12 protein-coding genes are annotated in these 13,224 nt (G+C 75.2%); 8 read left to right on the top strand and 4 right to left on the bottom strand.

Annotated features, from left to right (window positions below):
• Positions 1 to 18: 18 nt before the first annotated feature.
• The 8 genes from WAB14_RS06925 to pgl all read left to right on the top strand — a co-directional run bounded on the left by WAB14_RS06925 (position 19) and on the right by pgl (position 10,339).
• Entirely contained in the window at positions 19 to 963 is a 945-nt protein-coding gene (locus tag WAB14_RS06925) for a COX15/CtaA family protein (protein WP_340268763.1), read from the top strand.
• Complete coding sequence (locus WAB14_RS06920; protein WP_340268761.1) at positions 960 to 1,913, top strand: heme o synthase; 954 nt, start codon at positions 960 to 962, stop codon at positions 1,911 to 1,913. Before WAB14_RS06925 ends, WAB14_RS06920 begins: the two co-directional genes overlap by 4 nt.
• Before the next feature lie 135 nt (positions 1,914 to 2,048).
• Positions 2,049 to 4,175, top strand: coding sequence for a transketolase (tkt, locus tag WAB14_RS06915; protein ID WP_340268759.1), 2,127 nt, complete (start codon positions 2,049 to 2,051; stop codon positions 4,173 to 4,175).
• Between the two features lie 45 nt (positions 4,176 to 4,220).
• Positions 4,221 to 5,369, top strand: coding sequence for a transaldolase (tal, locus tag WAB14_RS06910; protein WP_340268757.1), 1,149 nt, complete (start codon positions 4,221 to 4,223; stop codon positions 5,367 to 5,369).
• Positions 5,366 to 7,036 (top strand): glucose-6-phosphate isomerase, encoded by a 1,671-nt coding sequence (locus WAB14_RS06905; RefSeq protein ID WP_340268755.1) that lies wholly within the window; start codon positions 5,366 to 5,368, stop codon positions 7,034 to 7,036. Before tal ends, WAB14_RS06905 begins: the two co-directional genes overlap by 4 nt.
• Entirely contained in the window at positions 7,033 to 8,628 is a 1,596-nt protein-coding gene (gene zwf / locus WAB14_RS06900; protein ID WP_340268753.1) for a glucose-6-phosphate dehydrogenase, read from the top strand. Before WAB14_RS06905 ends, zwf begins: the two co-directional genes overlap by 4 nt.
• Complete coding sequence (gene opcA, locus WAB14_RS06895; RefSeq protein WP_340268751.1) at positions 8,625 to 9,560, top strand: glucose-6-phosphate dehydrogenase assembly protein OpcA; 936 nt, start codon at positions 8,625 to 8,627, stop codon at positions 9,558 to 9,560. Before zwf ends, opcA begins: the two co-directional genes overlap by 4 nt.
• Complete coding sequence (pgl, locus tag WAB14_RS06890) at positions 9,557 to 10,339, top strand: 6-phosphogluconolactonase (protein ID WP_340268749.1); 783 nt, start codon at positions 9,557 to 9,559, stop codon at positions 10,337 to 10,339. The genes opcA and pgl overlap by 4 nt, the downstream gene beginning before the upstream one ends.
• A gap of 45 nt (positions 10,340 to 10,384) precedes the next feature.
• Here the strand turns inward: pgl and WAB14_RS06885 are convergent, their stop codons facing one another.
• The 4 genes from WAB14_RS06885 to WAB14_RS06870 all read right to left on the bottom strand — a co-directional run bounded on the left by WAB14_RS06885 (position 10,385) and on the right by WAB14_RS06870 (position 13,222).
• Entirely contained in the window at positions 10,385 to 10,735 is a 351-nt protein-coding gene (locus WAB14_RS06885; RefSeq protein ID WP_340268747.1) for an RNA polymerase-binding protein RbpA, read from the bottom strand.
• 78 nt (positions 10,736 to 10,813) lie between these two features.
• Complete coding sequence (gene secG / locus WAB14_RS06880) at positions 10,814 to 11,062, bottom strand: preprotein translocase subunit SecG (RefSeq protein WP_340268745.1); 249 nt, start codon at positions 11,060 to 11,062, stop codon at positions 10,814 to 10,816.
• 127 nt (positions 11,063 to 11,189) lie between these two features.
• Positions 11,190 to 11,981, bottom strand: coding sequence for a triose-phosphate isomerase (tpiA, locus tag WAB14_RS06875; protein ID WP_340268742.1), 792 nt, complete (start codon positions 11,979 to 11,981; stop codon positions 11,190 to 11,192).
• Positions 11,982 to 11,986: 5 nt separating this feature from the next.
• Complete coding sequence (locus WAB14_RS06870) at positions 11,987 to 13,222, bottom strand: phosphoglycerate kinase (protein ID WP_340268740.1); 1,236 nt, start codon at positions 13,220 to 13,222, stop codon at positions 11,987 to 11,989.
• Between the last annotated feature and the right edge of the window lie 2 nt (positions 13,223 to 13,224).

Here is a 13,224-nt window from a genome sequence, read left to right as displayed (position 1 = left end):
GCGCCTATCCTTGGGCGCATGCCAGCCGCCACCGGCCGGGTCCCCCGGTTCGTCACCGCCGTGGTGGTCGTCAACCTCGTGTGCCAGGTCGGCATCGTGGTCACCGGCGGCCTGGTCCGGCTCACCGCCTCGGGCCTCGGCTGCCCGACGTGGCCGGAGTGCGTGCCCGGCTCCGTCGTGCCGGTCGAGGAGCAGGCGCTGGGGCTGCGGCCCTACATCGAGTTCGGGAACCGGCTCCTCACCTTCGTCGTCGGCCTCGCCGCGCTCGCCACCCTCGCGCTGCTCGTGCGGTACCGCCGCCGGCTGTGGGGGTACGGGGCGGCCGTGCTCGCCGGCACCGCCGGGCAGGCCGTGCTCGGCGGCATCACCGTCCTCACCGGGCTGCACCCGACGACCGTCGCGGCGCACTTCCTGCTCTCCGGCCTCCTCGTCGCCGTGAGCGCCGTGCTCCTGCTGCGCCTGCACGAGCACGACGGACCGCGCCGACCCGTCGTGCCGCGCGCGCTCCTCGTGCTCTGCGGGGGCCTCGTCGTGGTCGCGGCGGCCACGCTCGTGCTCGGCACCGTCGTGACGGGGACCGGACCGCACTCCGGGGACAGCGAGGTCCCGGTCCGCTTCGACCTCGACTACCGCACCGTCGCCGTGCTCCACGCCGAGGCCGTCGTCCTGTTCGTCGGCCTGCTGCTCGGCCTGCTCGCCGGTCTCCACGCCGTCGGAGCGCCCCGCCGCGCGACCGGGCGGGCGTGGCTGCTGCTCGGGGTGACCCTCGCCCAGGGCGGCACCGGGTGGGTCCAGTACTGGCTCGGTCTCCCGCGCGCCCTCGTGAGCCTCCACATGCTCGGCGCCTGCCTCCTCGTCGTCGCGGTGGCGGCGCTCGTCGTCGGGCTCCGCGTCCGCGCCCCGGCCGCGCAGGCGGCGGAGGTGCCGCAGGCCCGGGCCCGGGGCGAGCTGGTCGGATCGTGACCCCGCCGTCCCGTCTCACCGTCCCCGAGGCGCCCCCCGCCCTCGCCGCGGCGGCGCCCGCACCGGCGCGCAGCCGGCTCGCGGCGTACGTCGCGCTCACGAAGCCGCGCATCATCGAGCTGCTCCTCGTCACGACCGTGCCGACGATGGTGCTCGCCGCCGGCGGCCTCCCCGACTGGCGGGTCGTGCTCGCCACCCTGGTCGGCGGCACCCTCGCCGCCGGCAGCGCGAACACCCTCAACCAGGTCGCCGACCGCGACATCGACGCGGTCATGGAGCGCACCCGGCACCGCCCCATCGTCACCGGCGAGGTCTCGCCCCGGGCCGCCCTCGGCTTCGGACTCGCGCTCGGCGTCGCGGCCGTCGCGCTGCTGTGGTGGGGCACCACGCCGCTCGCGGCCCTCCTCGCGGTCGCCGCCGTCGTCTTCTACGCCGTCGTGTACACGCTCGTCCTCAAGCGACGCACCTCGCAGAACATCGTGTGGGGCGGCGCCGCCGGGTTCATGCCCGTGCTCATCGGCTGGGCCGCCGTCACGGGCTCGCTGGCGTGGGCGCCCGTCGTGCTGTCGGCCGTCATCTTCTTCTGGACGCCGCCGCACTACTGGCCGCTGTCGATGCGCTACCGCGACGACTACGCCCGCGCGCAGGTGCCGATGCTGCCGGTCGTCGGGTCCGCGCGGTCGCTGGCGTGGCAGACCGTCGCCCACACCCTCGCGATGGTCGCCTGCACCCTCCTGCTGGTGCCCGTCGCAGGGATGGGCGTCGTGTACACGGTGACGGTCGTCGTCGCGGGCGCAGTCTTCACCGCGGCGGTGCTCGGGCTCGCGCGACAGCTGCGCACCGCCGGCGAGGTGTCGACCGTGGTGCGCCCCATGCGCGTGTTCCACCTGTCGATCACGTACCTGTCGGTCGTCTTCCTCGCCGTCGCCGTCGACCCGTTCCTCGTCTGAGGCCGGCCCCGCCGCCGAGCGGACCGGTCCTCGTCTCGCCCGCTCGACGTCCGCGAGGCGAGTGTCCGCCGGGTCACTAGGGTGGTCGCGACGAGGCTGGAACGAGGGGTCCTGCGGACCCGGACGGAGCACGCCGTGAGCGACAGCACCACCACCGACCTCCCCGCCCTGCAGTGGGACGCACTCGACTCCCGGGCCGTCGACACGGCCCGCGCACTCGCCATGGACGCCGTGGAGAAGGTCGGCAACGGCCACCCCGGCACCGCCATGAGCCTCGCCCCCGCGGCGTACCTGCTGTACCAGCACGTGATGCGGCACGACCCGGCCGACCCGGCGTGGACGGGCCGGGACCGGTTCGTCCTCAGCGCCGGCCACTCGAGCCTCACGCAGTACGTCCAGCTGTACCTCGCCGGGTACGGCCTCGAGCTCGCCGACCTCCAGGCGCTGCGCACGTGGGGCTCACGCACGCCCGGGCACCCCGAGTACCGGCACACCCCCGGCATCGAGACGACCACCGGGCCCCTCGGGCAGGGCCTCGCGACGGCCGTCGGCATGGCGACCGCCGCGCGCCGCGAGCGCGGCCTCCTCGACCCCGACGCAGCGCCGGGCACGTCCCCCTTCGACCACACGATCTGGGTGATCGCCTCCGACGGTGACATCGAGGAGGGCGTCACGAGCGAGGCGTCGTCGTTCGCCGGCCACCAGGAGCTCGGCAACCTCGTCGTCGTCTACGACGCGAACCAGATCTCCATCGAGGACGACACCGACATCGCCCTCAGCGAGGACACCGCCGCCCGCTACGAGTCGTACGGCTGGCACGTCACGACGGTCGACTGGCGCTCCAGCCGCGAGTCCGAGGACGGCTACACCGAGGACGTGCCCGCCCTCCACCGGGCCCTCCTCGAGGCGAAGGCCGACCCCCGGCCCTCCCTCGTCGTGCTCCGGACCGTCATCGCGTGGCCGGCTCCCAACGCGCAGGACACCGGCGCCTCGCACGGCTCCGCGCTCGGCGACGACGAGATCCGCGCGACGAAGCAGCTCATGGGCATGGACCCGGACGCCACCTTCGCGGTCGCCGACGACGTGCTTCAGCACGCCCGTCAGGTCGGGCGCCGCGGCGCCGACGTCCACGCCGAGTGGAGCGAGCAGTTCACGGCGTGGCGGGCCGCGAACCCCGAGCGCGCCGCCCTCCTCGACCGCATGCAGGGCCGGCAGCTGCCCGACGGGTGGACCGACGCCGTCCCGACCTTCGAGGCGGGCACGAAGCTCGCGACGCGGGCGGCGTCCGGTGAGGTCCTCACGGCGCTCGCCGGCGTGCTGCCGGAGCTGTGGGGCGGCTCGGCCGACCTCGCCGGCAGCAACAACACGACGATGAAGGGCGAGCCGAGCTTCGTGCCCGAGTCGAAGGCGACGAAGAAGTTCCCCGGCGACCGCTACGGCCGCACCCTCCACTTCGGCATCCGCGAGCACGCGATGGGCGCCATCCTCAACGGGATCGCCCTCCACGGCGGCACCCGCCCCTACGGCGGCACGTTCCTCGTCTTCAGCGACTACATGCGGCCGGCCGTGCGCCTCACCGCGCTCATGGGCCTGCCCGTCACGTACGTGTGGACCCACGACTCCGTCGGCCTCGGCGAGGACGGCCCCACCCACCAGCCCGTCGAGCACCTGGCGGCGCTGCGGGCGATCCCGGGGCTCGCGGTCGTCCGACCCGCCGACGCGAACGAGACCGCCGTCGCGTGGCGGTCCACGCTGGAGCGGGCCGAGCCCGTGGGCCTCGCGCTGTCCCGGCAGGGCCTGCCCGTCCTCGACCGCGACGACGAGCGCACGGCCTCCGCCGAGGGGGCCGCCCGCGGCGGGTACGTCCTGCGAGAGGCCTCGGGCCTCGGTGAGGGCGAGCTGCCGGACGTGCTGCTGCTCGCGACCGGCTCCGAGGTGCACGTCGCCCTCGCCGCGCAGGACGCGCTCGGCGAGGAGGGCGTCCGCGCCCGCGTGGTGAGCCTGCCGAGCCTCGAGTGGTTCGCCGAGCAGGACGCCGCCTACCGCGACTCCGTCCTCCCCCCGGCGGTCCGCGCCCGCGTCTCCGTCGAGGCCGGGGTCTCGATGCCGTGGCACGCCCTGGTCGGGGACGCCGGTCGGTGCGTGAGCCTCGAGCACTTCGGCGCGTCCGCCGACGCCGCCACCCTCTTCCGCGAGTTCGGCTTCACCCCGGACAACGTCGCGGCGGCCGCGAGGGAGAGCATCGCCGCCGCACGCGCCTGACCGCCCGACCCGCCTGCACGAACCGTCGCACCGCCAGGAGGTCCCATGAGCACCGCACCCACCGTCTCCGAGCCCGTGGCCGCGCTCAGCCGGCACGGCGTCTCCGTCTGGCTCGACGACCTGTCGCGCGACCTCGTGCGCAGCGGCGACCTCGAGCGTCTCGTCGCCCGCGGGGTCGTCGGCGTCACGAGCAACCCGACGATCTTCGCCTCCGCGCTGGCGAAGGGGACGGCCTACGAGGACCAGGTGCGCGAGCTCGTCGCGTCCGGGGCGACGGTCGAGGAGGCCGTCACCGCCGTCACGACGACCGACGTCCGCGAGGCGTGCGACGTCCTCGCGCCCGTGTACGAGGCGACCGGCGGGCAGGACGGGCGGGTGAGCCTCGAGGTCGACCCCCGCCTCGCGCACGACACGGCGCGGACGATCGAGCAGGCGAAGGCCCTCGCCGCGACCGTCGACCGCCCGAACGTCATGATCAAGATCCCGGCCACGGTCGAGGGCCTGCCCGCGATCACGGCGGTGCTCGCGGAGGGCATCAGCGTCAACGTCACCCTGATCTTCAGCCTCGACCGGTACCGGGCCGTGCTCAACGCGTGGCTCGACGGTCTCGAGCGGGCGCAGGAGGCGGGTACGGACGTCACGGGCATCCGTTCCGTCGCGTCGTTCTTCGTCAGCCGGGTCGACTCCGCGGTCGACGCCCGCCTCGACGAGGTGGGCGGCGACGCCGCGGCATCGCTGCGCGGGACCGCGGCCGTCGCCAACGCCCGGCTCGCCTACCAGGCGTACGAGGAGGTGCTCGCGTCCACGCGCTGGGCGGACCTCGAGGCGGCCGGCGCGCACCCGCAGCGGCCGCTGTGGGCGAGCACGGGCGTCAAGGACCCCGCCTACCCGGACACCAAGTACGTCGTCGACCTCGTGGCGCCCGACACCGTCAACACGATGCCCGGCTCCACGCTGGCCGCCACGGAGGACCACGCGGAGATCGCGGGCGACACCGTCCGGGACACCTACACCCAGGCCGCCGAGCAGCTCGACGCGGTCGAGCGGCTCGGCATCGGGTACGTCGACGTCGTCACGCAGCTGGAGAAGGAGGGCGTGGCGAAGTTCGAGGCGAGCTGGGAGGAGCTGCTCGGCACGGTCGAGCAGGCGATGGCCGAGGTCCGTGAGAGCGGCGGCCAGGCGGAGCACCGGTGAGCCCGGGCGGGGAGCAGGAGCCCGTGGTGCGCGTCGAGGTGTCGGAGGCCGTGGCCGCCGGTCGCGGCGAGGCCCTCGAGCGGCTCGTCGCCGAGCGGGTGGCGAGCCGTACCGCGTCCGGCGACGCCACCGTGTGGGGCCCGGAGGCGGAGGCGGAGGCGTCGAAGCGGCTCGGCTGGACCCGCCTCCACGAGACGTCCCGGGGCCTGCCCGCCGAGATCGCGGCCCTCCGTGGGGAGCTGCTCGCCGAGGGGGTCGACCGGGTGGTCCTCGCGGGAATGGGCGGGTCCTCGCTCGCCCCCGAGGTCGTGTGCGCGGCGCACGGCGTCCCGCTCGTCACGCTCGATGCCACCGACCCCGGTCAGGTCCGCGACGCGCTCGTCGAGCTCGAGCGGACGGTGGTCGTCGTCTCGAGCAAGTCCGGCGGCACCGTCGAGACCGACAGCCAGCGCCGCGCGTTCGTCGAGGCCTTCGAGCAGGCCGGCATCGACCCCGCCCGGCGCGTCGTCGTCGTCACCGACCCCGGGTCGCCGCTGGAGACCGCCGCCCGCGAGGCGGGGTACCGGGCGGTCTTCCTCGCCGACCCCGAGGTCGGCGGACGCTACAGCGCGCTCACCGCGTTCGGCCTCGTGCCGTCCGGGCTCGCCGGGGCCGACGTCGACCGCCTCCTCGACGAGGCTGCCGCGGTCGCCGGCGACTGCGCCCGCGACGACGCCGCCAACCCCGCGCTCCAGCTCGCGGCGGCCATGGCGGCCGTCCCCTCGGCGGACGGGCAGGGTCCCCGTGACAAGCTCGTGCTCGTCGACGACCCCGCCGGTGCCCTGCCCGGACTGCCCGACTGGGCGGAGCAGCTCGTCGCGGAGTCGACCGGCAAGGAGGGCGTCGGGGTGCTGCCCGTCGTCGTGCCGCCCGGCGCCCCCGAGGTCACCGCCGGCCTGCCCGACGCCGTGGTGGTCCGCTGCGCGGCCACGCACGTGCCGCACGGCACGGCCGACGTCGAGGGTCCCGAGGACGCCCACGTCGTCGTCACCGGGCCCCTCGGCGCGCAGCTGCTCCTGTGGGAGCACGCCACGGCGGCCGCAGGGTTCCTCCTCGGGATCAACCCCTTCGACCAGCCCGACGTGGAGAGCGCGAAGCAGGCGGCCCGCGGGCTGCTCGAGAGCACACCCGCCCCCCGCGAGGCCCGCTCCACCCACCACGGCGTCGACGTCGTCGCCGACGACGCCACCCTGGGCTCCCGTGGTGCGGACGGCCTCGACGAGGCCGTCGAGGCCCTGCTCGGCCACCTCGGGCCGCACGGCTACCTCGCCGTCATGGTGTACCTCGACCGCCTCGCGCACGCCGACCTCGCCGGCGCCCGGGACGCCCTCGCCGCCCGGTCCGGCCGCCCGGTGACGTTCGGGTGGGGTCCGCGCTTCCTCCACTCGACCGGTCAGCTCCACAAGGGCGGCCCGCCCGTCGGGGTGTTCCTCCAGGTGGTCGGCGACCTCGCCGAGGACCTGCCCGTCCCCGGTCGCGACTTCACCTTCGGCCGGCTCAAGGCCGCGCAGGCCGACGGCGACGCCGGCGTGCTGCGCGACCACGACCGCCCGGTCCTCACGCTCCGGGTCCGTGACGCGGCGGGCCTCGCCGCGGTCGACGCGGCGCTGCGGGGGCGCGCGGGATGAGCGTCTCGACCACGGGGAGCGGGCCGGGTGGGTCCGGTGCCGGTGGGCTCAGCGGTCTCGCCGGCGGCGCCCCACGTGCGAACCCGCTGCGCGACCCCCGGGACCGGCGGCTGTCCCGCATCGCCGGACCCGGCGGGCTCATCATGTTCGGGGTCACCGGTGACCTCGCCCGCCGCAAGCTCATGCCCGCGGTGTACGACCTCATGCAGCGCGGTCTCCTGCCGCCAGGCTTCGCCCTCGTGGGGTTCGCCCGGCGGGACTGGGGACGGCAGGACTTCATGAAGGTCGTCCACGACGCGGTCAAGGAGAACGCGCGCACCCCGTTCACCGAGGAGACGTGGACGCAGCTGTCCGACGGGCTGCGCTTCGTCCAGGGCACCTTCGACGACGACGACGCCTTCGACGAGCTCGCGCGGACGGTCGCGGAGCTCGACGAGCACCGCGGCACCCGCGGCAACCACGCGTTCTACCTGTCGGTGCCGCCGGACTCCTTCCCCGTCGTCGTCAAGCAGCTCGCGCGCAGCGGCCTGTCGGACTCCGTCGACGACGCGTGGCGGCGGGTCGTCGTCGAGAAGCCGTTCGGACGCGACCTGCGGACCGCGCGGGAGCTCAACGACGTCGTCGAGCAGGTGTTCCCGCCCGACGCCGTCTTCCGCATCGACCACTACCTCGGCAAGGAGACCGTCCAGAACCTGCTGGCGCTCCGTTTCGCCAACCAGCTGTTCGAGCCGGTGTGGAACGCCCACTACGTCGACCACGTCCAGATCACGATGGCCGAGGACATCGGCATCGGCAGCCGCGCCGGCTACTACGACGGCATCGGTGCCGCCCGCGACGTCATCCAGAACCACCTGCTCCAGCTCTTCGCCCTCACGGCGATGGAGGAGCCGGTCTCGTTCGAGGCCCACGACCTGCGCACGGAGAAGGAGAAGATCCTCTCCGCCGTCCGCCTGCCGGCCGACCTGTCGACGGCGACGGCCCGGGGGCAGTACGCCGCGGGCTGGCAGGGCGGCGCACGGGTCCGGGGGTTCCTCGACGAGGACGGCATCCCGGCGGACTCGGAGACCGAGACGTACGCGGCGATCCGGCTCGACGTCGACACGCGGCGCTGGGCGGGTGTCCCGTTCTACCTGCGCACCGGCAAGCGCCTCGGGCGCCGGGTCACGGAGATCGCCGTCGTCATGAAGGAGGCCCCGCACCTGCCGTTCGAGGCGACCGCCGCGCGCGGGCTGGGGCAGAACGCCATCGTCATCCGCGTCCAGCCCGACGAAGGGGTCACCCTGCGGTTCGGCTCGAAGGTGCCGGGCACCGCCATGGAGGTCCGGGACGTCACCATGGACTTCGGGTACGGCCACGCCTTCACCGAGTCCTCCCCCGAGGCGTACGAGCGCCTCATCCTCGACGTCATGCTCGGCGACCCGCCGCTGTTCCCCCGCCACGAGGAGGTCGAGCTCTCGTGGCGCATCCTCGACCCCATCGAGGAGTTCTGGGCCGGTCAGGGCCAGCCCGAGCAGTACGCCTCGGGCGGCTGGGGGCCCGCCGGCGCGGACGAGATGATGGCCCGGGACGGACGCACCTGGAGGCTGCCGTGATCGTCGACCTGCCGGGCACCACGACCTCGGCCATCAACCGCCGGCTCGTCGACCTGCGCGCGGACGCCGGGGCGGTCGCGCTGGGCCGGGTCCTCACCCTCGCCGTGCTCGTCGACGCCGACCGGGCGGAGGACGCCATCCGTGCAGCCACCGACGCCAGCCGCGAGCACCCGAGCCGTGTGCTCGTCGTCGTGCGCGGTGACCGGTCCGGGGAGACCGGGCTCGACGCGCAGATCCGCGTCGGCGGTGACGCCGGCGCGGGCGAGGTCGTCGTCCTCGGGCTGCGCGGCGAGCTCGCCGACCAGGCCTCGGCCGTCGTCGTCCCCCTCCTGCTCCCGGACGCCCCGATCGTCGCGTGGTGGCCCGGTGACGCCCCGGAGCAGCCCGCCGAGGACGCCGTCGGCCGCCTCGCCCAGCGCCGCATCACCGACGCCGCCGCCTGCCGGGACCCGCTCGCGGCCCTCGCGACTCGGGCGGCCCGCTACTCCGACGGCGACACCGACATGGCGTGGACGAGGACCACGCGGTGGCGGGCCCTCCTCGCCGCCGCCCTCGACCTGCCCCCGCACGAGCAGGTCGAGCACGCCACGGTGCGCGGCGCCGCGGACAGCCCCTCCACGGACCTCCTCGCGGCGTGGCTCGGCCTCCGGCTGGACTGCCCGGTCGAGCGGCTGACCGCGGGCGACGCCGGCGCGGGGCTCCACAGCGTCGAGCTGGAGCGTGCGGCCGGCACGATCCGGCTCGCCCGGCCGAGCGGGAGCACCGCGGTGCTGAGCCAGCCCGGCGAGCCGGACCACCGCCTCGGGCTCCCCCGGCGGGGGCTCGCGGAGTGCCTCGCCGAGGAGCTGCGGCGCCTCGACCCCGACGTCGTCTACGGCGAGGTGGTACGGCGGCTCCGGGACGGCGCCGACGCGCCCGCGGGGGCCGCGTGACCTCGCCGACGCTCGTCGTCGTCCACCGCGACCAGCAGACGCTGGCCGCCGCGGCCGCGGCGCGCTTCCTCACGACCGTGACGGACCTGCAGTCCGCCGGTGCGGTGCCGCACGTCGTCCTCACCGGGGGCGGGCTCGGCACCCGCGTGCTCTCCGAGCTGCGCTCCTCGCCGGCGCGCGCCGCCGTCGACTGGTCGCGGCTGCACGTGTGGTGGGGCGACGAGCGCCACCTGCCCACCGGTCACCCCGACCGGAACGAGACGCAGGCCCGCGAGGCGCTGCTCGACCACGTCGATGTCGCGCCCGACCACGTCCACCCCGTCCCGGCACCGGACTCCCCCGGGGACCCCAGCCCGGAGGAGGCGGCGGCGGCGTACGCGGCCGAGCTCGCGGCCCACCGACGGCCCGGGGATGCGGTGGACGTCCCCCGCTTCGACGTCCTCCTGCTCGGGATGGGACCGGACGGTCACGTCGCGTCGCTGTTCCCCGAGCACCCCGCGCTCCACGCCGACGGCACCGTGACGGGGGTCCGCGGGTCGCCGAAGCCGCCCCCGGAGCGCGTGAGCATGACGTTCGGGGCGATCCGCGCCGCCGTCGAGGTGTGGTTCGTCGTCGCGGGCGACGACAAGGCCGCCCCCGCCGCCATGGCCCTGCAGGGTGCCGGTGAGCGGCAGGTGCCCGCCGCGGGCGCGCACGGCACCCGGCGGACGCTGTGGCTGCTCGACCGGGGGGCCGCGACGCGGGTGCCCGCGGCCGTCACCCGGATCGCGAGCCCCTGAGGGCCGCTCGCTGCGGCGGCGCCGTCGAGCCCGTGCCGCAGCCGGTCAGACGATGATGCGCCGCTCGCGGAGCTTGGCGAGCGCCTCGTCGAGGATCGCGGCGCCGTCGGCGTCGCTGCGCCGCTCCTTCACGTAGGCCAGGTGCGTCTTGTACGGCTCCACCTTCGGCGGGGCCGGCGGGTTCTCCGGGTCGCGGCCCGCGGGGAAGCCGCAGCGGGGGCAGTCCCACTGCTCGGGGACCTCGGAGCCGGACTCCTCCGCGAAGGAGGGCCGGACGGTGTGCCCGTTGGCGCAGTAGTACGTGATGTTGACCCGCGGGGCGGCCTCGCCCCGCTCGGCCTCGCCCATGGGGCCCGCCCCGACCCTGCTCCCCCGGATCGCGCTGCCGCCTGCCATGTGGGTCTCCTGTGTGCTCGTTCTCGTGCCGGCTCGTGCCGGCGGGTCACCGGGTGCCGTCGTGGCACCCCGACCAGGTCAGATGTCGAAGCGCGTGAGCAGGTTGAGCAGGACGATGACGACCGCCCACACGAGCCCGACCGAGATGGTGAGCCGGTCGAGGTTCTTCTCCGCGATGCTCTGCTGCCCCATGCCCGACGACGCGCCGCCCCCGAACATGTCGGAGAGCCCGCCACCGCGCCCCTTGTGGAGGAGCACGAGCAGGATCAGCACGACGCTGGTGATCACGAGGAGCACCTGGAGCACGATCGAGAGGACGTCGGTCACGGCTGGGTCGGTCTCCGTCGGAAGCGGCGGCCGGCCCGGTGGGCCGCCGCCTGGGTGGCTGGTGCGTGCGGCGCTCGGCGCCCTGCGTGCGGGACGGACGGTGATCCGTCCCGCACGCGAGGATACGTCACGCCGTGGGGTGCTCCCGGAATCTCACGATCCCGGCGAAGTCCTCGGCCTTCAGCGAGGCCCCGCCGACCAGGGCGCCGTCGATGTCGGCCTGCGCCATGATCCCGGCGACGTTCGAGGGCTTGACCGAACCGCCGTAGAGGACCCGGACCCGCCCGGCGACGTCGTCGCCGTGGGTCGCGGCGAGCCTGGCCCGGATCGCCGCGCACACCTCCTGGGCGTCGTCGGCGTCGCACGTGCGACCCGTCCCGATCGCCCAGACGGGCTCGTAGGCGACGACCGTCGCCGCGACCTGGTCGGCGCTCAGCCCGGCGAGGGACCCGTCGAGCTGCGCGAGGGTGTACGACACGTGGTCGCCCGCCTCGCGGACCTCGAGCGGCTCGCCGACGCAGACGATGGGCACGAGGCCGTGGCGGTGGGCGGCCTGCGCCTTCGCCGCGACGGTCGCGTCGTCCTCGCCGTGGTGCTCGCGCCGCTCGCTGTGCCCGACGCACGCGTACGTGCAGCCGAGCCGCGCGAGCATCGCCCCGCTCACCTCGCCCGTGTAGGCGCCGGAGTCGTGCGCCGACAGGTCCTGCCCGCCCGTGCGGACGGGGAGGTCGTCGGCCTCGACGAGCGTCTGCACGCTGCGCAGGGACGTGGCGGCCGGGAGCACCGCGACCTCGACGGCCGTGTGGTCGTGCCCGGCGTCGCGCAGGAGCCACGCGAGCTTCTGCACGAGGTGGGTCGCCTCGAGGTGGTCGAGGTTCATCTTCCAGTTGCCCGCCATGAGCGGGGTGCGTGTCGCCATGGGTGTCAGTCCTCCAGGACGGTGAGACCGGGCAGCGTGCGACCCTCGAGGTACTCCAGGCTCGCCCCCCCACCGGTCGAGACGTGGCCGAAGTCGTCGTCGGAGAAGCCCAGCGCGCGCACGGCGGCGGCGGTGTCACCGCCGCCGACGACACCGAGGGCGCCGAGGCCCTCGAGCGCGGCGAGCGACGTCGCGACGGCCCGTGTGCCCTCGCTGTACGGCGCCATCTCGAAGACCCCCATGGGGCCGTTCCAGAAGACGGTCCGGCAGTCGGCGAGCCACGTGCCGAAGGTCGCCGCCGACTCGGGGCCGATGTCGAGCCCGAGCCGGTCGGCGGGGATCGCGTCGACCGGGTACACGTCGTGGTCGGCGTCGGCGGAGAACGCGGTCGCGGCGACGACGTCCGTGGGCAGGACGACCTCGACCCCGCGCTCGTGGGCCTGCTCGAGGTAGCCCCGGACGGTGTCGACCTGGTCCTCCTCGAGGAGGCTCTTCCCCACCTCGTGGCCCTGGGCCTTGAGGAAGGTGAAGACCATGCCCCCGCCGACGAGGATCCGGTCGGCGGTCTGCAGCAGGCTCTCGATGACCTTGAGCTTGTCCGACACCTTCGCGCCACCGAGCACGACGGCGTAGGGCCGCTCGACGTCCTCGGTGAGCCGCTTCAGCACCTCGACCTCCGCGAGGACGAGACCACCGACCGCGTGCGGCAGCCGCCGCGCGACGTCGTAGACGCTCGCCTGCTTCCGGTGGACGACCCCGAACCCGTCGGAGACGAACGCGTCGGCGAGGTGGGCGAGCTCGTCGGCGAAGGCGCCGCGCTCCCCGTCGTCCTTGCTGGTCTCGCCCGGGTTGAACCGGAGGTTCTCCAGCAGGAGCACGTCGCCCGGCCCGGCCTCGGCGACCGCCGCCTCGGCGACCGCCCCCACCGTCTCCGGGACGAAGCGCACCGGCCGCTCGAGGAGCTCCGACAGCCGCTCGGCCACCGGGGCGAGGGAGTACTTCTGCTCGGGCGCGCCCTTGGGGCGGCCCAGGTGCGCGCACACCACGACGACGGCGCCCGCGTCGGCGAGCTGCCGGATGGTCGGCACGGAGGCCCGGACCCGGCCGTCGTCGGTGATGCGCGGGGACCCGCCGCTGCCTTCGGCGGGCTGCTCGAGGGGGACGTTGAGGTCGCTGCGGACGAGCACCCGGCGGGATCCGAACCCGCCGAGCGCCTGCCCGAGGGCGTCGACGTCCTGCACGG

Source organism: Aquipuribacter nitratireducens, from assembly GCF_037860835.1.
Lineage (GTDB): Bacteria > Actinomycetota > Actinomycetes > Actinomycetales > JBBAYJ01 > Aquipuribacter > Aquipuribacter nitratireducens.
This window is presented reverse-complemented; position numbering and strand designations above follow the sequence as displayed.

Bases quoted from the DNA above. Each gene is read 5' to 3' on its own strand.
- WAB14_RS06885 (WP_340268747.1), bottom strand. From the start codon at position 10,735: ATGGCAGGCGGCAGCGCGATCCGGGGGAGCAGGGTCGGGGCGGGCCCC.
- tal (WP_340268757.1), top strand. From the start codon at position 4,221: ATGAGCACCGCACCCACCGTCTCCGAGCCCGTGGCCGCGCTCAGCCGG.
- tpiA (WP_340268742.1), bottom strand. From the start codon at position 11,981: ATGGCGACACGCACCCCGCTCATGGCGGGCAACTGGAAGATGAACCTC.
- zwf (WP_340268753.1), top strand. From the start codon at position 7,033: ATGAGCGTCTCGACCACGGGGAGCGGGCCGGGTGGGTCCGGTGCCGGT.
- WAB14_RS06925 (WP_340268763.1), top strand. From the start codon at position 19: ATGCCAGCCGCCACCGGCCGGGTCCCCCGGTTCGTCACCGCCGTGGTG.